The organism is Pseudomonas sp. RT6P73 (assembly GCF_054897715.1).
In genome coordinates, this window is sequence record NZ_JBUBUV010000002.1 from 6,643,916 (window position 1) to 6,664,592 (window position 20,677).

General features: G+C 60.6%; 17 protein-coding genes and 1 pseudogene. 4 read left to right on the plus strand and 14 right to left on the minus strand.

The window, feature by feature from the left end; genetic code table 11:
* Positions 1 to 3 precede the first annotated feature (3 nt).
* From ACYZT6_RS30595 to ACYZT6_RS30630, 8 genes are all read right to left on the minus strand, one after another.
* Positions 4 to 723 (minus strand): DUF1190 domain-containing protein, encoded by a 720-nt coding sequence (locus ACYZT6_RS30595; RefSeq protein ID WP_462029820.1) that lies wholly within the window; start codon positions 721 to 723, stop codon positions 4 to 6.
* Positions 724 to 741: 18 nt separating this feature from the next.
* Positions 742 to 1,170, minus strand: a complete 429-nt coding sequence (locus tag ACYZT6_RS30600; RefSeq protein WP_131062034.1) for a DUF350 domain-containing protein — start codon at positions 1,168 to 1,170, stop codon at positions 742 to 744.
* Positions 1,171 to 1,185: 15 nt separating this feature from the next.
* Positions 1,186 to 1,863: a DUF2491 family protein gene (locus ACYZT6_RS30605; protein WP_462029821.1), complete on the minus strand. Its 678-nt coding sequence runs from the start codon at positions 1,861 to 1,863 to the stop codon at positions 1,186 to 1,188.
* Positions 1,850 to 2,884 (minus strand): ion channel, encoded by a 1,035-nt coding sequence (locus ACYZT6_RS30610; protein WP_462029822.1) that lies wholly within the window; start codon positions 2,882 to 2,884, stop codon positions 1,850 to 1,852. The genes ACYZT6_RS30605 and ACYZT6_RS30610 overlap by 14 nt, the downstream gene beginning before the upstream one ends.
* 70 nt (positions 2,885 to 2,954) lie before the next feature.
* Positions 2,955 to 3,518 carry a rhomboid family intramembrane serine protease gene (locus ACYZT6_RS30615; protein ID WP_462029823.1) on the minus strand — a complete coding sequence of 188 codons (564 nt, stop codon included), beginning with the start codon at positions 3,516 to 3,518 and terminating at the stop codon, positions 2,955 to 2,957.
* Between the two features lie 155 nt (positions 3,519 to 3,673).
* Positions 3,674 to 4,372, minus strand: a complete 699-nt coding sequence (locus ACYZT6_RS30620; protein ID WP_109635239.1) for a PspA/IM30 family protein — start codon at positions 4,370 to 4,372, stop codon at positions 3,674 to 3,676.
* 24 nt (positions 4,373 to 4,396) lie between these two features.
* Positions 4,397 to 4,978 carry a YjfI family protein gene (locus ACYZT6_RS30625; protein ID WP_462029824.1) on the minus strand — a complete coding sequence of 194 codons (582 nt, stop codon included), beginning with the start codon at positions 4,976 to 4,978 and terminating at the stop codon, positions 4,397 to 4,399.
* Between the two features lie 282 nt (positions 4,979 to 5,260).
* Positions 5,261 to 5,815 carry a cysteine hydrolase family protein gene (locus ACYZT6_RS30630; protein ID WP_462029825.1) on the minus strand — a complete coding sequence of 185 codons (555 nt, stop codon included), beginning with the start codon at positions 5,813 to 5,815 and terminating at the stop codon, positions 5,261 to 5,263.
* A 103-nt stretch (positions 5,816 to 5,918) separates the two neighbouring features.
* Between ACYZT6_RS30630 and ACYZT6_RS30635 the strand changes: the two genes are divergently transcribed.
* The 3 genes from ACYZT6_RS30635 to ACYZT6_RS30645 all read left to right on the plus strand — a co-directional run bounded on the left by ACYZT6_RS30635 (position 5,919) and on the right by ACYZT6_RS30645 (position 9,072).
* Positions 5,919 to 6,911 (plus strand): GlxA family transcriptional regulator, encoded by a 993-nt coding sequence (locus tag ACYZT6_RS30635; RefSeq protein WP_462029826.1) that lies wholly within the window; start codon positions 5,919 to 5,921, stop codon positions 6,909 to 6,911.
* A gap of 303 nt (positions 6,912 to 7,214) precedes the next feature.
* Positions 7,215 to 8,324: a DUF3182 family protein gene (locus ACYZT6_RS30640; RefSeq protein WP_462029827.1), complete on the plus strand. Its 1,110-nt coding sequence runs from the start codon at positions 7,215 to 7,217 to the stop codon at positions 8,322 to 8,324.
* The gene (locus tag ACYZT6_RS30645) at positions 8,314 to 9,072 is read left to right on the plus strand and encodes an alpha/beta hydrolase family protein (protein ID WP_462029828.1); all 759 of its coding nucleotides are present in this window, start codon (positions 8,314 to 8,316) and stop codon (positions 9,070 to 9,072) included. Before ACYZT6_RS30640 ends, ACYZT6_RS30645 begins: the two co-directional genes overlap by 11 nt.
* 130 nt (positions 9,073 to 9,202) lie before the next feature.
* Here the strand turns inward: ACYZT6_RS30645 and ACYZT6_RS30650 are convergent, their stop codons facing one another.
* The 5 genes and pseudogenes from ACYZT6_RS30650 to ACYZT6_RS30670 all read right to left on the minus strand — a co-directional run.
* On the minus strand, positions 9,203 to 10,204 hold the full coding sequence (locus ACYZT6_RS30650) for a lysylphosphatidylglycerol synthase domain-containing protein (protein WP_462029829.1): 1,002 nt from the start codon (positions 10,202 to 10,204) through the stop codon (positions 9,203 to 9,205).
* Entirely contained in the window at positions 10,191 to 11,486 is a 1,296-nt protein-coding gene (clsB, locus tag ACYZT6_RS30655) for a cardiolipin synthase ClsB (RefSeq protein WP_462029830.1), read from the minus strand. Before clsB ends, ACYZT6_RS30650 begins: the two co-directional genes overlap by 14 nt.
* Entirely contained in the window at positions 11,483 to 12,280 is a 798-nt protein-coding gene (locus ACYZT6_RS30660) for an endonuclease/exonuclease/phosphatase family protein (RefSeq protein ID WP_462029831.1), read from the minus strand. Before ACYZT6_RS30660 ends, clsB begins: the two co-directional genes overlap by 4 nt.
* On the minus strand, positions 12,277 to 13,203 hold the full coding sequence (locus ACYZT6_RS30665; protein ID WP_438662370.1) for a DUF72 domain-containing protein: 927 nt from the start codon (positions 13,201 to 13,203) through the stop codon (positions 12,277 to 12,279). The genes ACYZT6_RS30660 and ACYZT6_RS30665 overlap by 4 nt, the downstream gene beginning before the upstream one ends.
* Before the next feature lie 205 nt (positions 13,204 to 13,408).
* Positions 13,409 to 13,582: pseudogene (locus ACYZT6_RS30670) on the minus strand (MFS transporter); the annotation flags it as partial.
* Positions 13,583 to 13,970: 388 nt separating this feature from the next.
* Between ACYZT6_RS30670 and ACYZT6_RS30675 the strand changes: the two are divergent.
* A complete protein-coding gene (locus ACYZT6_RS30675; RefSeq protein ID WP_462029832.1) occupies positions 13,971 to 16,088 on the plus strand; it encodes a mechanosensitive ion channel family protein in 2,118 nt (705 codons plus the stop codon).
* A 135-nt stretch (positions 16,089 to 16,223) separates the two neighbouring features.
* On the opposite strand, the gene ACYZT6_RS30680 is transcribed toward ACYZT6_RS30675, so the two are convergent.
* Entirely contained in the window at positions 16,224 to 20,540 is a 4,317-nt protein-coding gene (locus tag ACYZT6_RS30680; RefSeq protein ID WP_462029833.1) for a DEAD/DEAH box helicase, read from the minus strand.
* Between the last annotated feature and the right edge of the window lie 137 nt (positions 20,541 to 20,677).

Genomic DNA, 20,677 nt, shown 5'->3' on the forward strand with positions numbered 1-20,677 from the left:
CCCTTAACTGCTCGACCCGCCGCCGCCCCAGCCGCTGCGTGCGCTGGCCTTGCTGCCGAAGCCGCCACGAGAGGTGGACGAGGCAACGGAAACCGGTTTGTTTGCGGAAGAACGGACCGAGTCGGCGTAGTTGCTACTGCCGTACCTCGCCTGATTGGACTTGTTAAACGTCGAGCCCTTCGACATCCGCTGGCTGAGCGTCGAGTTCGAATAGCTGCCGCGATCATCGCGATAGCGGTACACCGGCTCTGAGTAGTAACTGTTGCGGTTGCTGCTCAGCATGTTGCCGATCAGCAGGCCGGTCAGCAGGCTGCCGGTGGAAAAGCCCGAGCCGCCAGTATTCGCCGTTTCCGAGGCGGGTAATTGCGCCTTGGCCGCGTCCACTTGGGATTGCGTCACCTGGCCATCGGCGGTCAGTTCGAAACCGCCGAGCTTGGGGATGAACTTGCCGGCGGAATCCTGCTGGCACCAGTCGGCGACAAAGTCGGCATCGCAATCGGCCTGGCTGTCGTACACCGGCGCAATGCGGCGATGCTCGGCCATGGCGCTCATGTAGGCGTCCGAGCAGACGTCCACCGGAAGCTTTTCATCGGCACATTGCTGAACGGACTGGAAGTTGTATTTCTTCTGCACCGGGTAAGTTTTTTCCGTCGGCCCGCAACCTGATATCGCCATGGCGACCGAGGCTGCCAGCGACAGTTGAACGTACTTGCTTCGTTTCATCGGGAGCTCCGTGCGCAATCAGTTCGGGGTAGGGGTCATGCAGGCGGCGTTCAACATGCCAACGCTGATGGCCACGGCCGCGACATAGACACCCGCCGCGATTTCGCCTTTCTTGATCCGTTCAGAAGTGCCTTTCAACACCAGGCTGGTCACCAGGAACGCCAGCAGTTGCACGACTGCTGCGATCAGCGACCAGACGACGAAGTCGAGCAGGCTGATCGAGTAGGCAATCACATTGCTGGCCGGAATCGCGAAACCGATGAGGGCGCCGCCCAGAGCGATTGCGGCGGCGACGTTGCCCGAGCGGATCAGTTCGAATTCCTTGTGCGGGGTGATTCGGGTGTAGATGAACTGGAACAGCGCGAACAGCACAGCGGCGCCGAGGATGTACGCGACAAACCCGAACACGGCGGCTTTGTTCAGGGAGATGGAGAGCGCTTCTAGCATGGACTTCTTCCTTTTTCAGAACGTATTCAGGTCGGTTGTGTACAGCGAGATGCCCAGCGACGTGCTCAAGCTGATGGTGCCTTCGGCGTCTTCTTCGACGGAAAACAGCAGGAACTCCCGGCGATCGGTCAGGCCTGTTTCGCGGGCGTACAGCATCGAACGGTGCTCGATGCCGTAGGACTCTTCCGGATTTTTCAGCTGCTCGCTCAACGCCACCAATTCTGTCTGGCCATTCTCGGTGCCCCATTCGCGGGTGTATTCGACGCCGTTATGGGTGTAGGTCGGCAGCCCGATCAGGCTCTGCGGACCGGCCAGCCGACGCAGCTCCGCTTCACTGCTGATGGTGATGTAACTGAGGTAATTGAACAAAATCACCGACTCGACCTGCCCGGCAATTTCGCCGGTGGTGTGCACCTGCAGCCAGTAGTCTTCATCGTTCATGTAATAGCGCGACAGCCAGGTCGACTGCCCGAGATCGACGGTGCCGTTGCTCCAGATCTGCTGAGAGCCCGGGATGGTCACCGTGGTTTTTTCGTCGAGCAATAATTTCAGGGTCGTGTCGAACATCACGCCTTTGCCCAATCCCAGGCCCAATGGGCCGGTGGCTGGCGGCGGGGTTTCGTTGGCGGTCCATTTCGACTCGGTCGTCGCGTTCGGGGCCTCAAGCCCCATCAACTGTTTAAACCATCCCATTGGAGATTTCCTTGAGGCGAGTGGAGGCGATGTAGAAGAGTTCGCCGCCCTCAACGCGCGTGGCGCTGGGCGGGTTGATCGACGGTTGTTGGGCACCTTTGGCGCGATAGCCGATGAGCGTGGCGTTGTGGTGTTCTTTCATCTGAGTGTACAGATCGCCGAACGTGGCTTCGAAGGCCTCGGGAAGTTTCATCAGGTATTGGGTGGCGCCTTGGCCCACGCACAGCAGTTCATTGATGACCACGGACGAGCCCGGATCCTGAGAGGCGCGCACCAGCATCTCGATGGCCATGCTTGAGGTGCATTCCAGGCTGGGTGCGTAGGCGCTGGCCAGCGCAGCGACTTCACTGTCATTGAAGTGGGCAACCACATGCCCGACAGGTTTCAGTTGATTGACCGCCAGCACGGTGGCCAGGGTCAGGTCGTCTGAATGGGTTCGCACCAGGACGCGTTCGGCACCCGGAACGCCGGCGCGCAGCAGCAATGCCACGGAGGACAGGCTTTCACCTTTGATGAAGGTCGCTTTGCCCGGCATCGGGTTCTCTTCAAGGGTGCAATCGCAAATGACGATCAGGTTGTCGTTCGAGGTTTCGTCCTGAAGCAACAATTCAATGACCCGCTCGCTGGACGCGCCTTCCCAGCCGATGAGAACCGTATGCCCGACCTTACCGGTGAAATCGCCTTTGCCCTTCATGCCTTTTCTCCATGCATCGATGACGCTGCTGGTGGTTTTGCCGATGGCTGCCGTCAGCAGCGCAATGCCCCCGAGCATGACCCAGGTAGCCACGAAAATTCGCCCCGCCGGTGTCTGCGGCGCGAGATCGCCATAGCCGACGGTGAGTGTGGTGGTCAGATAGAAGTAAGTAAACGTAGCGGGGGCGGTGAGGTGTTGTTCGCCCAGAAGCACCAGGCCCAGATACGCCGTGATCAGGTGTACGCCCAAGGCAATGACCAGACCTGCCCAGCCGAAGCGGTGGAAGAGGGACGAGGCGTACAGGCGCAACAAAAGGAAAATCGACATTTCGTCCCTGACTCCGTGGGTACTCGTTCCGGCGCAGTAATCGCCCCGACTTCTGAACGCTTAAGTGCGGTTACCGGGCGGCATTAAACCTGCTGCGCGACGCGGAGAAAAGTACCTTGGCAGCAATAAATCCGGCGAGCGCACCAAACAGATGACCTTCGAAGGAAACACCCTGGCGTGGAAGGAAGCCAAATATCAGGCCGCCATAGAGCAGGGCCACGACGCCGGCCGTTATCAGGTTGCCCCAGCTGCGGTGAAACCAGGCACGGGACAAGAGGTACGCCCACAGCCCGAACACCCAGCCGCTGGCACCGATGTGTACGCCTGAAAAACCGAACAGCCAGACCAGCGATCCGCCCAGCAGGATAATGATCGCGCTAACGGCAATGAAGCGGTGGAGTCCTTCGATGATGACCAGGGTGCCCAGAATCAAAAAGGCAATCAGGTTCGCGCTCAGGTGCGCAAAGGAAGCGTGCAGAAAAGGCGAGGTGATGATGCCGAGCAGACCGTGCACGGTTCTCGGGATCAGGCCGAATGCCATGAGGCTGTAGCCGGTCGCGACGTTGATCAGTTGCAGCGCGACCATGAAGAGCGCCAGGCCTGCGATTGTCTTGAACCCCTTCAGGGCATCCATCCTTGACCTCGATTCACTGAAAACTGAAGCGCAACCCATTGTGGGAGCGAGCCTGCATGCGAAAAGGGAGTGTCAGTCGACATCAATGTTGTCTGACAAACCGCAATCGCTAGCAGGCTAGCTCCCACAGGTTATGCGTTCGACTCGAGAGTCGGTTATTCGGCCGATTTTTTCTTCAGGCGTTCCAGAATCGCATTGGCGCTGCCTTCGTTCGGCGTGATGCCGGCGTCGCGCAGTTTGCGTTCCAGGTCAGTGCCGGTCGATGCATCGGCCAGTTGGTCCTGAGCTTCCAGTTCAGCCGCGCGTTGCTGCTGCTTGGCCTGCAAGCGGTTCAGCGTGCCGACGGCGGTTTCCAGCTTGCCGTTGGCGCCGCCACTGGCAATCGAAGCGCTGACCTGGGCCTTCTGTACGCTTTCGCGGGCTTTGGCCATGTCCACTTGCTGGCGCAGGCTTTTGATGCGGTTTTCGGCCTTGGTGATGTCTTTGCGCATGTTTTCAGCGTAACCGCCGAATTCGGTGGCCTGCTTTTGCTCGACGTCCAGTTCGTTGGTCAGGGTCGAAATGGCTTCGGCCACTTCCAGCGCCAGGTCTTCACGGTTGGCCTGGATCGCGGCCAGGGCCTTGGATTCCAGGTCCTTGATCTTGGCGTTGTACTCGCTGACGCGGTCAGCCGACAGTTTGTGCTTGGCCATGATGGTGACCAGCTCACGCTTGGCGTTGGCCAAGGCGCTGTCCGCATCGCGGATTTCCTGGTCAAGGATGCGCAGGGCCTGTTGGTCGACGATCGATTCGCCAACTTCAGTGGCACCGCCACGCAGCGCGGTGAACAATTTGCTCCAGATGGACTGAGTCATTGGATATTTCCTGTTACCGAATAATTAATTGAAGAAACGTTCGAAGGCTTCGCTGGCGCGCTGGACATTGTCGACGAGGGTTTTGGCCTCGGTCACGATGTTCGTCAGGCTGGAGTCGGAGCTCAGGGCGCCGAACATGTTGTAAACAATCTGCCCGTTCGGCATGGACTCGATACCGATCGAGGACAGCGGGAACATCTCCCGGCTGCGCAGCACGGCGTCATTGAAGGCCGGTACGTCGTTGATGGACTCGACGTCGACCAGCACGGTATCGACGATGATCTGTTCGCCCACCACCGCGATGTAAATCGGCAGGCCACCGAAATCGTTCATTTCCAGCTTGATGCTGGACTCGGAGCCTTGAACGAGAGAAAGCGTGATGTCGTTCGAAACCACTTCGTCCAGGGCCTGAAGGGCGCTGAAGAGGCGATCGATGTTCCAGTTAGTACCTGCGCTCATGTAATTCTCCGACATGAATGAGCCAGCCAGAATCGGTTGGCGAAGCTGTTTCTCCATCTGCTTGAGCAGGCTTCGGTTTTCGGGAAGCACCCAAGTCTCGTGTTTCACATAACCGGCGGCACCCAGGCCCGCGCGCATCTGCTTCATGTAAAAGCTCGATGGTTTTTTCGCGGACGGTTTCGCGCGCTCTCCCTTGCGGCTTGCTGTATCGGTATCGGGCCCGTCTGGGGGGCTCGATGGAGAGCTGCTTTTCATGGGGCTGACCTCGTTGTGAAAAACTCACGCGTGAGAAACACTACAGGCAATTTTTGCCACTCTCAATAGCTCACGCGTGAGATTTTTTGTATTACTTTTCCCGACCGACGAAAAAGGCCCGCAGCGCTAAAACGCGGCGGGCCCTTTTCGGAATTTGATCAATAGGTTAAGACGTTAGTGGCTGGCCGCGAGGAATTCGTCAGTGGAGATCACGCTCGCATAGGCAAAACTCAGGGCTGACATGAAGGCAGCGTGAACATGGGCCGCAGGCACCGTGACGCCGTTGAATTCCAGGTCGCGTGAGGCACAGGCGTCATGGATCACGGTGACGGTGTAGCCGAAATCGGCAGCGGCGCGGGTGATGCCATCGACGCACATGTGGCTCATGCTGCCGACAACCACCAGTTCCTTGATGCCTTGCTCGTCGAGGATCGATTTGAGTTCGGTTTCACGGAACGAGTTGACGAAGTGCTTGAGCACCACCGGCTCATCGGCGCGATTCAGGACTTTGGGGTGCAACTTCGCGCCTTCCGAACCCGGGGTGAAGAACGGGGCTTCTTCGGAGGTGAATTCGTGACGGATGTGCACCACAGAATCACCGGCATCACGAAAGGCTTTGAGCAGACGGACGGCGTTGTCGGCTGCAGCGTCGGCGCCGACCAGCGGCCACTTGCCTTGGGGGAAGTAGTCGTTTTGGATATCGACTACGATGAGTGCTTGCTTGGCCATGACTGTTTCCTCGAATGTGTGTGTTGGGTGTGGAACGAAGTATTGGCCCTGGCAGGCCGACCGGGGATTGGCCGCACCGACAATAGAAGGGGGAAAACTGACAATGGACGCAGAAAGGGCAATCGCTGAACTCGGCGTGCTGATTTATCCCGGCGCGCAGATGGCGGCGGTGCACGGGTTGACCGACCTGTTCGGCGTGGCCAACCGGATTGCCGCCGAGCATCAAGCCCCGCAGTTGCCGCTACTGCGGGTCAGCCATTGGCAGGTTGATGGCGAGCAGGCGCCCGAGCGGGTATACGACAGTCATCCGGGGCCCGACCGCCCATTGGTAGCGGTGTTGATTCCACCCTCGATTGCCGGATTTTCCGAAGGGCAGGCACCCCAGGCGTTGATCCACTGGATGCGTCAGCAACATGCGCAAGGCGCAACCCTCGGTGGCGTCTGCGTGGGTTCTATTCTGCTGGCGGAAAGTGGCTTGCTAGATGGCCGTAGCGCGACCACCCACTGGACCTCGGCCAAAACCTTCGCCGAGCGTTACCCTGCGATCAAACTCAAGGCCGATACCCCCATCGTCGACGATGGCGACCTGATCACCACCGCGGGGCTGATGGCCTGGTCCGAGCTGGGTTTGCGCCTCGTGGACCGTCTTCTCGGCCCGAGTATCGCCACCGGCACCGCGCGTTTCCTGGTGGTCGAACACAGCGACAGCGCGAGTGAATGTGGCAGCAATTTTTCACCGATTCTCAGCCACGGTGACGCGTCGATCCTAAAGGTCCAGCATTGGCTGCAAAGCACCGGGGCCACTGACGTGTCGTTGACGGCAATGGCCGAGCGGGCAGGGCTGGAAGAACGCACGTTCCTGCGCCGATTCCGCGCCTCGACCGGGTTGAAACCCACCGAGTACTGCCAGCACCTGCGGGTCGGCAAGGCTCGGGAAATGCTCGAGTTCAGCAACGGCACCATCGATCACATCGCGTGGACCGTGGGGTATCAGGATCCGGGGGCGTTTCGGGCGACCTTCAAGAAAATCACCGGGCTTGCGCCGAGTGATTACCGCTCACGGTTTGGCGTGACGCCCTCAACCGTAGCTCGATAGTCAGAACACAGCAGATCCAAATGTGGGAGCGAGCCTGCTCGCGATGGGGCCATATCATCCAACATTGATGGTGCATGACAGGCTGCTATCGCGAGCAGGCTCGCTCCCACATTGGCTCTATGCAAGGCATGGATCGTGCAAAATGCGGGAGTCGGAATGGATGTCGTGCAGAATAAAGCAGGCTTGGTGCCATCACTTTTTTCGCAACTGGCTGATTCGGAAACCGTTTCACTGCGGCCCTCCTTGGCTTGATCTCTGCACCCCTTCAACTACATTCATCAAACGCAGATTGAAGGGGGACGCATGACCCCAACAAATCGCAAGAAACTGGTGGTCGCCCACTCGGTCCGCGCCGAGGCGCCCCAGCACGAAGTCGAAACCAATCGTGCGCTGGCCCGTTGGCTGGCGCATATCCTGGGGCTCAAGTTCGGCGGCAGTTACGATCCCGAACTTCATAACGGCCGGGATCTTTATCTCTTGCCGACCCAAACCCTGGTCGGCGTCGCTGCTGCCCGGGCATTAGGCATCACCGGGCCGGAGGATATGTGGGGCGGCTACGTCGACCACGATTTCATCTGCACCAAAGCCATCAGCCATGGATTGCGCAACAAGAATGCGCACGCCCCGGAAGGCTGGTCTGCGCTGTTTTCCGAACGGGTACGCAACGTCGTGCTCGATGGCCTCAGCGTGTTCTCGCTCGACGATGCACGGCCGGCGGCGGAGCATTTGCTCTACGCCGGCCCTATCCGCATCAAGCCAATTCACGCCTGTGCCGGACGTGGGCAGGAAGTGATCAAAAGCCTCGACCAATTCGACGCCGTTCTGGCCCGCCCCGATGCCAAGGTTTTGTTCACTGAGGGCGTGGTGCTCGAACAGGATCTCGACAACGTGATCACCCACAGCGTCGGCCAGAGCTTTATCGGCGGCAAGGTGTTGAGTTATTGCGGTGATCAATACTTGACCGAAGACGGTCGAGGCGAGCAGGTTTATGGAGGTTCCAATCTGCTGGTGGTGCAGGGTGATTACGATGACCTGCTGAAGCTGGACCTGCCTGACGATGTGCGACTGGCGATCCAGCAGGCGCAAGTCTTCGACAGTGCCGCGGACGAGGCCTATCCCGGTTTCTACGCCTCACGCCGCAACTACGACATCGCCCAAGGCCTGGACAGCAACGGCAAACAGCGCAGCGGCGTGCTTGAACAGTCCTGGCGCATGGGCGGTGCCAGCAGTGCCGAAGTGGCCGCGTTGCAGAGCTTCGTCAACGACCCGCAGATGCGCGCGATTCGCGTGTCTTCGGTAGAAACCTACATCGATCAACCGCTGCCGGCGGACGCCATCGAGGTGTACCGCGGGCCGGCGGAAAACAGTGACTTTCTTCTCAAGTACGTAACGGTCAAATCCTATGACGGCTAGAAGCGAAACCATCCAGATCGACATCGACGATGAACAGATGATCGGGACTTTTCTGAGCCCTAAATCGAAAGTCCCCGGCGTGTTGTTTGTGCATGGTTGGGGCGGCAGCCAGGAGCGAGACCTGGAACGGGCCAAAGGCATCGCCGGTCTGGGGTGTGTGTGCCTGACGTTCGACTTGCGCGGGCACACTGGCGGCACCGGCATCCCGCTCACTCGCGTAACGCGTGAAGACAACCTGCGCGACCTGCTGGCGGCGTACGACCGCTTGCTCGCCCACCCGGCGCTCGACACTTCCGCCATTGCGGTGGTGGGCACCAGTTATGGCGGTTACCTGGCCTCGATCCTGACCTCGTTGCGCCCGGTGCGCTGGCTGGCGCTACGGGTGCCGGCGCTGTATCGCGACGATGAATGGCATACGCCCAAGCGTGAACTGGACAAGGCTGATTTGCGCGATTACCGCAACACGCTGGTACGCGCCGACAGCAATCGCGCGCTGCACGCCTGCTCGCAATTCACCGGGGATGTGCTGCTCGTGGAGTCCGAAACCGACGACTACGTGCCTCACGCAACGATCATGAGCTACCGCGCCGCGTGCCAGCAGACGCATTCGCTGACGCACCGGATTATCGATGGCGCCGATCACGCGTTGAGCGAGCCGGTTTCGCAACAGGCGTACACCTCGATTCTGGTGGACTGGATTACCGAGATGGTGGTGGGCGAGCGGTTGAGCATTATTCAATCGAAGTAAGATTTGTAGTGTTCTTGCGATCATCGCGAGCAGGTCGGATCGCCGCACCGTCGCTCCCACATTTGGACCGCGATCAACCTGTGGGAGCGAGCCTGCTCGCGATGGCGTCATCCGCCTCACCACACCTATCTCAGGAAGGTTTCTTGGCAATCCGCAGCGACTTGGCCTTGGCTTCCACAATCAAATACATCACCAACGTAATCAACAACGGCAAAATAAAATAGATCGCCCGATACGCCAGCAACCCCGCCACCAGACTCCCCCGCGAAGCCTCATGCTGCAGCAACGCTACAAACACCGCCTCCAAGACCCCAAGCCCGGCGGGAATGTGGGTGATCACCCCGGCAATCGCACTGATCAGCAACACGCCCAGCACCAACGGGTAATCCAGCTTGTTCGGCAACAACGTGAAAATCACCGCTGCCATCAGCGACCAGTTAAGCGCGCCAAGGGCCAGTTGCAGCACCGCCATGCGCAGCGACGGCAGGTTGATTTCCACCCCGCGAATCGACCATTCCCGACGTTTGGAGAACTGGCACGCCGCCAGATACCCCGCGCTCACCAGCAACAGCAACACGCCCACACCTTGCAATGCATCGCTGCTCAACTTCCAGCCCGGGGGCATTCTGACCAGTCCGCTGCTGAACACCGCGCCGGCAATCACCATGTAGCCGAACCAGTTCGTCGCCAGGCTCAACCCGAGGATTTTCGCGATGTTGCTTTTGCTCACCCCGAGCCGCGAATACAGGCGATAACGCATGGCAATGCCGCCAACCCAGGCACTCAGGTTAAGGTTGAAGGCGTAGCTGATGATCCCCACCGGCAGGATCTGTTTCCAGGTCAGGTCCTGGCGAATGTAGGTGCGGCCGATCAGGTCGAAGCAGGCGTACACCAGAAAACTCACCAGCGTCAGGCCGGACGCAATGATCAGCGTGCGCACCTTGAAGTTGGCCAGGGTGTGGAACACTTCATCCCATTCGATGCGCTGGGCAAGCATCGTCAGCAGCACGATCAGCGCCAGAAAAAACAGCATCGTCAGCGGTTTTTTCCAGCGGCTCCAGCGTGTTTTCTTTTCCGGGACAGGTGTTGCGCTGTCGTCGTGAGGCACCGAGTGAGTTTCAACGCGGTCCATGGTGGTCGCTCCCGGCTGCATGAGTGAAGGGTTTCAGACGAGGTTTATGCGCCGGCAGCCAACCGGCCCATGCCGGGAAATGGCGCAGGAAGTGAAACACCAGAAAGCCGACGGTCATGTGCCAGATTCGTCCACGAGGAGACTTGTCCGCTGACATGGTTTTGCAGTGGTTGTTGCTTAGCACCTCAAGCCGTTCGAACAGATCGTGGTTGAAGGCTCGGTCGCGGATCAACACATTGGCTTCCAGGTTCATGGACAGGCTCAACGGGTCGAGATTGCTCGACCCGACAGTGCTCCAGTCCTCATCCACCAGCGCGACTTTGCCGTGCAGCGGGCGTTCGCAATATTCGTAGATCTGCACACCCGACTTGAGCAAATAATCGTACGTCATGCGCGCGGCCAGTTTGGCCACCAGCATGTCCGGTTGCCCCTGCAGAATCAGGCGCACGTCGACGCCACGGCGAGCGGCGTTGCGGATTTCGCGCAGCAAGCGGTAACCCGGAAAGAAATAGGCATTGGCGATCACCACCCGGCGCTGGGCACTGCGCAGCACCTGCCGGTAAACCTCTTCGATATCCGTGCGATGGTCGCTGTTGTCGCGAAACACCAGGCGAACTTGGCCGTCGTGGTCGCTGAATGCCATTTCCGAACGTCGCTGCCGACGGCGTTGCCACCAGTATTTGGCGCGACCCGGGCGGCCACTTTGCAGCAGCGCGAAATGATGAATGTCCGCCACTGCGGGGCCTTGCACTTCAACCGAGTAATCCTGCTTGGCCTCGGGGCCGAAGTCGGCCAGATGGTCGGCGGAAAAGTTGATCCCGCCGATGAACGCAATCGTGCCGTCCACCACCACGATCTTGCGGTGCAGGCGGCGGAACCAGTTGGTGCGGATGCCCAGATGCTTGGGCGCCGGATCAAATATTTGCAGGCGCACGCCGGCCTGGCTCAACGCAGTGAGATACCCGGTCGTCAATTCGCCGCAGCCAAACCCGTCGAGGCTGGCCGTGACCCGTACGCCGCGTTGTGCGGCCTCGATCAGCACTTGCTGCAGCTCATTGCCGACCTTGTCCTCGAACACAATGAAGGTTTCCAGGAGGATTTCAGTCTTGGCCTGACGCATGGCCTCGAACACCCGCGGGAAATAGGCCTCGCCGTTTTCCAGCATTTCCACGAGGTTGTTGCCCTGCCAGCCGTACTCAACGTCCACCACGCCGGGTTCACGTACCGGTGGGGTGGCGGGTATGTGATCAACGGTGGATTTTTCCATTGGTGCACTGCTCATAGCTCGATCTCCACCGATAGCGGTGCATGGTCGGAAAGGTGTGACCAGGGGCGCGCCGCCAGCACTTTCGGACGGCTGGCCTTGAGGTTGCGCACATAAATGCGATCCAGGCGTAACGCCGGCAACCGCGCCGGAAAACTGCGCGCCGGTTTGCCGTGGTGCTCGGCGAACACCTCGCGCAGACCACAGGGCTTGAGCAACGCATCGGCACGCTGGCGCCAATCGTTGAAGTCGCCGGCGACGATCACCGGTGCATCATCTGGAAGGTCTTCAAGGCGTCGCGCCAGCAACTTGAGTTGCTCCGTCCGGTGGGTTTCACGCAGCCCCAGATGCACGCAAATGGCGTGCACTTCCAGGTCATCGCCCGGCAGGCGCAGCACGCAATGGAGGATGCCGCGGTTCTCATGGCCGCTAATCGAGACGTCGAGGTTGTCATGGCGGATGATCTGGAATTTCGACAGCAGCGCATTACCGTGATCACCCGCCGGGTACACGGCGTTGCGGCCGTAGGCAAACTGCGGCCACAGGGTGTCGGCGAGGAATTCGTACTGGGGCATCGTCGGCCAGTTGGTGTAGCGCTGCGGATGATGCTCGTGGGTGCCGTGGACTTCCTGCAAAAACACCACGTCGGCAGACACGCTGCGCACCGCTTCGCGCAATTCCGGCAGGATGAAGCGCCGGTTGAGCGCGGTGAAACCCTTGTGGGTATTGACCGTCAGCACGGTGAAGCTGCGCACGGCGGTGATGATGGATTGCTGCTCGTCGGTGGTGCCGACCGGCTCGGAAATACTCATGACAGCACTCCTTCGGCGACCGGTTCACCGGGACGGGTGGCGAGGTCTTTGTCGAGATGGAAATGCTCAAGCAAGCGCCGCGCATCGAAGGGCGCGCGCACTTTGATGTCGTTGTCGAAATAGCAGAACACTTCGCGGGACTTGCGCGCTTTGGGCTTCTGCCGAGGTGCGATCAGCTGCGGATCCGTCGGTTGCTGGCCGTGGTTCCACGCGTCGATCCGCTCGCCCCAGCGTTCCAGCGCCTCAGGGGTGTAACCGCTGGCGTAAAGCTCTTCGGCACCGTGCAGGCGCAGGTAGACGAAATCACTGGTGACGTCTTCGCGGTACGGCCATTTACCTGCGGTGTCAGCGATGACCAAGGCAACGTTGTAGCGTTTGAGCAGGCGCACGAACGATGGATCAACAAAGGTCTCGTTTCTGATTTCAACGGCGTGGCGCAGCGGCTTTTTCTTGTAAGCCTTCAGACTGGCGGGGCCGTGCAGGTGCGAATCGTGCTGGCGGGCGAGGGCAGCCGCCTGTTGGGTGTCGTGGGGCAATTGCTCGAGAAAACTTTCGAACAGCTCGACGTCGAATTTGAAATTGGGCGGGAACTGCCAGAGGATCGGGCCGAGTTTTTCTTTGAGCTCCAGGATCCCGGAGGCAAAGAAATTCGCCAGCGGCTTATGAATGTCCCGCAGGCGTTTGATGTGGGTAATAAAGCGTGGGGCTTTGACACTGAAAACGAAGTCCGCCGGGGTTTCGGCGTACCACTGGGCATAACGTTCAGGCCGTTGCAGGGCGTAAAACGATCCATTGATTTCGATGCTGTTGACCGCCCGAGACGCGAATTGCAATTCGCGCTTCTGGGTCAACCCCTTCGGGTAGAAACCTCCCCGCCAAGGCGTGTAGCGCCAACCTGAAATACCGATGTGAATCGCCGCCATGTCGCCTCCCGTCTAATGGTCCCCAGCCCTGTCTTTTGATGACCGTGGGGCAACCGAGAAAGTTTCGACGGGAGTACGGACGGTGTGCGTTCGACAGATCACAACAGATCCTGTGGGAGCGGGCTCGCCCGCGATAGCTGTATGTCAGACACATCAGGGTTGAATGTGCCGCCGTCATCGCGGGCAAGCCCGCTCCCACAGGGGGTTAGTGACCGGCGACTATGCGGGTTGAACCTTCGGCATAGACCGGGCCGAGTCGGTCAAGACGCCCACTCCAAGCCGTCAGCGCCAGTGCAATCAACACCACCACCACATACACCTGCAAGCCCGGCACGTTACCGAACGCAGCCGCGCCCCAGACCAGCAACGGCGAAGGCGCTGAGGGTCAGCGCGAGCAAGGCTATGGGCATGACTGCAACTCCGGTGGGTTTGATTGATGGAGCGCAGTGTCGGGGTTTGGGTTGTGCGGAAAAATAGAGGGGTGGGCATTTGATATTTGCGCTGAGGTCAAATCTCTCGGGGCGAATGAAATCCCGTGGCGAGGGAGCTTGCTCCCGCTCGGCTGCGCAGCAGCCGCAAAGCCATACAGCGCGGTGTACCTGTGGAGCTCGGGTTTGCAGGTTTTGGGGGGCGCTTCGCACCCCAGCGGGAGCAAGCTCCCTCGCCACAGGGGACCGGTGCTGGCTGGTTATCTGACGGTGAAAACCGAACTTGCCCGCCATTTGCCGATCAGTTCCTTACAGACCCTTCCCAAGGAGCTTCCCGTTTTGCTCAAGTTCAAGACCGCGATACTACTGGGGGCGTTGCTGTTTCTGGGCAGCAACGAGCTGGAAGCCGTCACGCTGCCGGGTGTTCCCGCCGCTGCCGAGGAACCGGCAAAGCCTGAACCACTGGTCCAGGGCGGTTTGCTCGGGGCCATCAGTTCCAGCATCGACGACGTTCAGGACAAGCTCGACCTCAACGAAGACCTGGTCGACGCCTGGCGCTTGCGGGCCGATCGGGCGGCGGATGAAGTGGACAAACTGGTCAATCGGCCCTCGAGCCGTTCAGGCTGGAGCGTGATCGGCGACTTCCTGATGTTGTCCGGCGTCTGGCTCGGCAGCTTTGCCTTGCTCACCGTACTCGGCGGAATCCTGGCCAAACGCTTGAACCAGGGCCGCTGGCTGCGCACCCGCCAGCGCAGTCAGGATCTGCTCAATTATGTGTTGCCTTACACGCTGCCAGCCTTGATCTGTCTGCCGTTGACCCTCTACGTCAGCCATTTCCTGCCCGCCTCGGTGGGCCGCGCGCTGGCGCTGTGTTTCGCCTATGCCACCAGCAGCGGTATTTTCTCGACCTCGATGCTGCTCTGCGTGATCGTCATGTTCAACACTGGCCACAAACGCACGGCGGTGCAGATCATTCGCGATTACTGCCCCAAACCGCTGTTCCTGATCGGCTTCCTCGCCGCGCTCAGCGATGCGTTGACCAGCCCGCAAATCGCCCGGCAACTGGGCGGCAACATCACCAGCAGCGCCGCAGTGCTCACCGGTTTTTTCGTCTCGATCATCTTCGGATTGTTGGTGATTCGTTTACGCCGGCCGGTGGCGCATCTGATCCGTAACCGGCCGCTGGCCCAGCGCCTCAAACAGCCGTCATTGCAAGAATCCCTGCGGATCTTTTCCGGGCTCTGGTACTGGCCGATTCTGCTGATGGTGATGGTCTCGGCGATCAACCTGATCGGCGTTGGTGACGATAATCAGAAAGCCCTGCGCTGTGCGTTGTTCACCACCATCCTGCTGATCGCCACGGTGTTTCTCAGCACGATTTTCCAGCACATGTTCAAGTCGCGTCAGGTCACAGCGATCCAGCACAGCAGCGCCTACAAAGAACGTTTTCTCAGTCTGCTGCATGCGTTGCTGCGGATCGTCATGGCCGTGGCGTTCATCGAAATCCTCGGGCGGATCTGGGGCGTGTCGCTGTTCGAATTTGCCGAGCGCAACTCGGTGGGCCGGGCGATCAGTGAGTCGTTGAGCAGCATGGGTCTGATCTTTCTGGTGACCTGGTTGCTGTGGGTGGTGCTTGATACGGCGATCCAGGAAGCGCTGAAACCGCCGCTCAACAAACGCACGACGCAGCCCAGCACGCGGGTCAAAACAATCCTGCCGCTGCTGCGCAACGCGATCAAAATCATCCTGGTGGTGATCTGCGCGATTACCACCATGGCCAACCTTGGAATCAACGTCGCGCCGTTGCTGGCCGGTGCCGGGGTGGTCGGCCTGGCCATCGGTTTCGGTTCGCAGCAACTGGTGCAGGATGTGATCACCGGGTTGTTCATCATCATCGAAGACACCCTGTCGATTGGCGACTGGGTGGTGCTCGATTCCGGCCACGCCGGCACGGTCGAGGGTTTGACCATCCGCACCTTGCGCCTGCGTGACGGCAAGGGTTTTGTGCACTCGGTGCCGTTCGGTCAGATCAAGGCAGTGACCAACCAATCGCGCCAGTTCGCTTATGCGTTTTTCTCGGTGCAGTTCACCTACGACACCGATGTCGACAAGGCAATCGAGTTGATCCGTGAGGCGGGGGATTCGATCCGTGAGGACGCGTTTCTCAAGTACAACCTGCAAGGGCCGCTGGATGTGTTCGGCGTCGACAAAATGGACCTCAACGGCGTGGTGCTGACGGCGCAGTTCCGCACGGTGTCGGGTGGGCAGTATGCAGTGAGCCGGGCGTTTAACCAGCGCTTGAAAAAGCTTGTGGATAACAGCCCATGGGTGCATTTCGCGCAGACTTATCCACAGCAGGTTTTGATGCCGAGGCAGGCGATAGCCGGGCAGGAAGAGGAAGGCCCAGCGCCGGAGAATTCGCCGGTGTTGTTGCCGGATCAGCCTCGCACTCAATGATTTTTTGTTGTCTGGGCTGGCCTCATCGCGGGCAAGCCCGCTCCCACAGGGATTTGTGTTGGTTATAAAATTTTACTCAGACACCGATTAACTGTGGGAGCGGGCTTGCCCGCGATGAGGCCCTCCCGGACACCATCAATGCCGGATCAGTTTGTTGTGCAGTTCGGCACTGCCCTGTTGATCCAGCTCCACCCAAAAAACCTGCTTGCCGGCAATCTCGGCCGCCACTGGCAACCCATCCCGATACACCAACCGATTGCTCGCCAACGCCGGCACCTTCGCCCCGGGCAATAACGTCCCGGCAAGGTTCAGCGGATCAACCCCGCACACCGCAATCAGACTCCCGTCATGCGGCCGGCGCCGGACTTCGCGCAGCAACGGTATCGCCTCAGGCAATGCAAACTGCTCCCCGGCCAATCCACTGACAAACCGCCCACCGCGAATCTCCCCTCGAGCCTCCAGCCGATGGAACGTGCGCAGCAATTCCCGCCAGCTCGGCAGCCAATCCGCTTCCCGTTCGAGCAAGCGCCAGAACACCACGCCATAACGCCTCAGCAAGGTCATGGCGATATGTTCCAGGGTGTCGCCCGGCGTCGGGGCCGGTCGTTTGTTATCCACAACCGGCGCGGCAGGCCCCCGACGCAGCAAGGCCCAGCGTCCGGCATCGTCCATCCCGCCGACAAACGCCCCACGCCCGCGTCGGCTGCTGCGATTCTGGCGTTTGCTGGCCGGGGTGATCAGCGCTCGCAGGCCGGCAAAACTGTCGGCGTTCACCAGCCCCGCGCCGACCAGTTCCTGCAAGGCAATTTCCAGCTCGGCGCGCAGCAGATGCGCCTCGTGAATCAGCTCATCGAAAAACAGTGCGCCGTGTTGGCTGAGTGCTTCGTAAACCTTTTGCGTCTTGGGCGACAGTTCGCTGACCGGGGGCTGCTCGGTCAAGCTGCTCCACAACCCGACCTGACTGCGCGGGAGTAACAGAATCGGCGTGCTGCGCAGCGCCGTGCTGGCGCTCTTGTTGCGCGCAGTGAGACGAGTCCACACCAGTTTGCCGCTGCGACACAGGTCGTCCAGCCAACTCGCCGAATAGCCTTTGATCCGCATTGGCAGAATATCGCTGTCCCAGGCTGAAGCGGCGGCGGGGTAGCCTTCGAACTGAGCGACGATGGCGGGCAGCACCGCGTTGCCCTGGCCTTGAGTCGCAGTGGAAAGATGCTGCCAATCGAACAGAAATCGCATGAAATCCTGCAACGCCACCGGCTCGATTTCCCGTCGCAGACGCTTGACCGTGTAGCGATGAATCCGCGCCAGCAAATGCCGCTCACACCATTCATCCTCGCTGGCGCCCGGCGTGAATTGGCCCCGCAACACATAACCTTCGCGTTCCAGTTGTGCCAGCGCTTGGGTGACTTCAATGGCCGGCAACCCCAACGGTTCGGCAATCGCTTGCAACGGCAGTGGACCGAACGCGCTGAGCCGCGCGCGAATCATTTCCAGCAGCGCTTCATCCAGCTCCCAGACTTCATCGAACCCTGGCAGCGCCTCCAGTGGTGGATGCAATGTCGCCTGTGGATAAACTGCGCGCAGGCAGGTCAACCGCTCCAGCGCCAACCACAACGATTGCTCGGCATTGATCTGCATACGGCTGGCGCGGCCGCTTTCAGCAAGGGCGTTCAGCCAGTCCAGCCAATGCGTATTGGCCTGCGCCTCGGAATCGGAGATGCACGCCAGGCTCATCAATGCCTCGTGCATTTCATCGACGCTCGTTGGGGTTGGCCAGGCTTCGTCGCGCACCGCTTGAATTGCGTCGGTATCCAGCGCGCCGAGGTCATCGGTGGACTGCGGGTCGGTCCAGCGCCGGTTGAGCACCGCTTGAGTACGGCGTTCCTCCAGCGGCGCATCGTCGAGAAAGGTGTAGGGGCGGGCGCTGAGGATTTCAGCTGCCAATGGCGAGGGCGCCGGCAAATCGCGGCTGATCAGCCGGACATCGCCGCTTTCCATACGCCGCAACAACGCCAGCCAACCTTCGCTGTCCATCGCCTCGTGGAGGCAATCGTCGAGGGTTTGCTCCACCAGCGGATGCTCGGGCACCTCACGTTCGCCGGCGAGGTTTTCTACGCAGGCGATCTGATCGGGAAACACGCTGGCGATCAGGTCTTCGCTTTTCATGCGCTGGATTTGCGGCGCGACTTTGCGCCCGCCCGTGTAACGCGGCAACGCCAGCGCGACCCCGGCGTTCCAGCGCCAGCGCACACCGAACAGCGGCGCATCGAGTATTGCCTGGATCAGCAAGTGTTCGGCGGTGTTGCTGTGTACATAGCGCCAAACGTCGTCGAGTTCGAAGCTGTGGCTGGTGGACAGCGACAGCACGATCGCGTCTTCGCTGGCGGCGGCCTGCAATTCGAAGTTGAAAGTGCGGCAGAAACGCTTGCGCAGGGCCAGGCCCCAGGCGCGGTTGATGCGACTGCCGAACGGCGTGTGGATGATCAGTTGCGTGCCGCCGGACTCGTCGAAAAACCGCTCCATCAGCAGCGTGTCTTGCGACGGCAGGGCGCCGAGCGTCAGGCGTGCCCGGGCCAGGTAATCCACCAGTTGCTCGGCGCTGGCCAGGTTCAGGTCGAGGGTGTCGGTCAGCCAGTCGATAGCCGGCTGCAAGTTGCCCGGTGTGAGGCCGAGCAGTTCGTCGAGCTGCGCTTGCAAGCGTGCCACGGCGAATGACAATTCTGCGCTGCGCCCCGGTGCTTCACCGAGCCAGAACGGGATATTCGGTGGCTGGCCCTGAGCGTCTTCGACCCGGACCTTGCCGGTTTCGACGCGCAGGATTCGATACGACGTATTGCCCAACTGGAAGACATCCCCTGCGATGCTTTCCACCGCAAAGTCTTCGTTGACGCTGCCGATGTTCAGCCCTTGAGGTTCCAGTAAAACGCTGTAGTCGGCGTTGTCCGGAATCGTTCCGCCGCTGGTCACGGCCGTCAGTTTGCTGCCCCGACGACCGCGCAGCGTGCGGGTCACAGCGTCACGGTGCAGGTAAGCGCTGCGGATGCCCTGCCGACCGTTGTAGCCCTCGGCGAGCATGTGCAGCAGCGCCTGGTAATGTTTTTCGTCGAGTTCGGCGTAGGGCGAGGCTTTGCGGAACATCTCCAGCAGCGCCTGCTCTTGCCATTCCTGGCAGCTGACCTCGGCGATGATCTGCTGAGCCAAAACATCCAGCGGCGCCTTGGGAATCTGCAAGGTGTCGAGTTCGCCACGGCGTACGCAGTCGAGCAGGGCGGTGCATTCGATCAAGTCATCGCGGGTGGTAGCGAACAAGCGGCCCTTGGGCGTGCCGCCGACCTGGTGCCCGGAGCGGCCGACCCGTTGCAGAAAACCGGCAATCGAGCGCGGCGAGGCGATCTGGCACACCAGGTCGACGTCGCCAATGTCGATCCCCAGTTCCAGCGAGGCCGTGGCGATCAGCACTTGCAGGTCGCCGCGCTTGAGCCGCTGTTCCGCGTCGAGGCGAAACTCCTTGGCCAGGCTGCCGTGGTGCGCGGTGACGGCTTCTTTGCCGAGGCGCTCGCTCAAATGCCGGCTCAGGCGCTCGGCCAGGCGCCGGGTGTTGACGAAAACCAGGGTGGTGCGGTGTTCGCGGGCGAGGGCGGCGAGGCGGTCGTAGACCAGCTCCCAGACATCGTTGGCCATCACCGCCGACAACGGCACTGGCGGCACTTCGATGTCCAGATCCCGCGGGCGGGCGTGGCCGATGTCGATGATTTCGCATTCGCGATCACGACCAACGAGAAAGCGCGAGACCGCGTCGATGGGTTTTTGCGTGGCGGACAGGCCGATACGCATCAGCGGGGCGGCGCACAGCGCCTGCAATCGTTCGAGGCTCAGGGCCAAGTGACTGCCGCGTTTGCTGGCGGCGATGGCGTGGATTTCGTCGACGATCACCGTGCGCGTGGTGCCAAGCATCTGCCGGCCGGAGTCGGAGCCGAGCAGCACATAGAGGGATTCCGGGGTGGTCACCAGAATGTGCGGCGCATTTCGGCGCATGGCCGAGCGGTCTTTTTGCGGCGTATCGCCGGTGCGCACGGCGGTATTGATCTGCAATTCGGGCAGGCCCATGACGCGCAATTGCTCGGTGATGCCGGCCAGCGGGGTTTGCAGGTTGATCTGGATGTCGTTGGACAGGGCTTTGAGCGGTGAGACGTAGACCACCAGGGTTTCGTCGGGCAGATGGCCGCCGTTGTCCAGACCTCGGTGGACCAGGTCGTCGATGACCGCGAGGAAGGCCGTGAGGGTTTTGCCAGATCCGGTGGGCGCGGCGATCAGGGTCGAGCGGTGCTGGCGGATCAACGGCCACGCCCGGGCCTGGGCGGCGGTGACCGTCGGGAAGGTGTTGCTGAACCAGGCGCTGACGGCGGGATGGAAGCCTGCCAGGGCCGCGTCCGTGGGGATGGGCAGATTCATGATCAATTTATGCGGGCGGGGGGGTGAAGATGCAAGTACCGCTCAAGACCTTCGCCGATCTTGCGGGCCTCTTCGCGGGCAAGCCTTGCTCCTACAAGGGGACCGCGGTGTACGCAAATCCAGTGTAGGAGCGAGGC

Excerpts from the sequence above, each read along its gene's own strand:
- ACYZT6_RS30610 (WP_462029822.1), bottom strand. The coding sequence starts at position 2,884 with ATGTCGATTTTCCTTTTGTTGCGCCTGTACGCCTCGTCCCTCTTCCAC.
- ACYZT6_RS30645 (WP_462029828.1), top strand. The coding sequence starts at position 8,314 with ATGACGGCTAGAAGCGAAACCATCCAGATCGACATCGACGATGAACAG.
- ACYZT6_RS30595 (WP_462029820.1), bottom strand. The coding sequence starts at position 723 with ATGAAACGAAGCAAGTACGTTCAACTGTCGCTGGCAGCCTCGGTCGCC.
- ACYZT6_RS30680 (WP_462029833.1), bottom strand. The coding sequence starts at position 20,540 with ATGAATCTGCCCATCCCCACGGACGCGGCCCTGGCAGGCTTCCATCCC.
- ACYZT6_RS30600 (WP_131062034.1), bottom strand. The coding sequence starts at position 1,170 with ATGCTAGAAGCGCTCTCCATCTCCCTGAACAAAGCCGCCGTGTTCGGG.
- ACYZT6_RS30630 (WP_462029825.1), bottom strand. The coding sequence starts at position 5,815 with ATGGCCAAGCAAGCACTCATCGTAGTCGATATCCAAAACGACTACTTC.
- ACYZT6_RS30620 (WP_109635239.1), bottom strand. The coding sequence starts at position 4,372 with ATGACTCAGTCCATCTGGAGCAAATTGTTCACCGCGCTGCGTGGCGGT.
- ACYZT6_RS30665 (WP_438662370.1), bottom strand. The coding sequence starts at position 13,203 with ATGGCGGCGATTCACATCGGTATTTCAGGTTGGCGCTACACGCCTTGG.
- ACYZT6_RS30640 (WP_462029827.1), top strand. The coding sequence starts at position 7,215 with ATGACCCCAACAAATCGCAAGAAACTGGTGGTCGCCCACTCGGTCCGC.
- ACYZT6_RS30635 (WP_462029826.1), top strand. The coding sequence starts at position 5,919 with ATGGACGCAGAAAGGGCAATCGCTGAACTCGGCGTGCTGATTTATCCC.
- ACYZT6_RS30615 (WP_462029823.1), bottom strand. The coding sequence starts at position 3,518 with ATGGATGCCCTGAAGGGGTTCAAGACAATCGCAGGCCTGGCGCTCTTC.
- ACYZT6_RS30650 (WP_462029829.1), bottom strand. The coding sequence starts at position 10,204 with ATGGACCGCGTTGAAACTCACTCGGTGCCTCACGACGACAGCGCAACA.
- clsB (WP_462029830.1), bottom strand. The coding sequence starts at position 11,486 with ATGAGCAGTGCACCAATGGAAAAATCCACCGTTGATCACATACCCGCC.
- ACYZT6_RS30660 (WP_462029831.1), bottom strand. The coding sequence starts at position 12,280 with ATGAGTATTTCCGAGCCGGTCGGCACCACCGACGAGCAGCAATCCATC.
- ACYZT6_RS30605 (WP_462029821.1), bottom strand. The coding sequence starts at position 1,863 with ATGGGATGGTTTAAACAGTTGATGGGGCTTGAGGCCCCGAACGCGACG.
- ACYZT6_RS30625 (WP_462029824.1), bottom strand. The coding sequence starts at position 4,978 with ATGAAGCAGATGCGCGCGGGCCTGGGTGCCGCCGGTTATGTGAAACAC.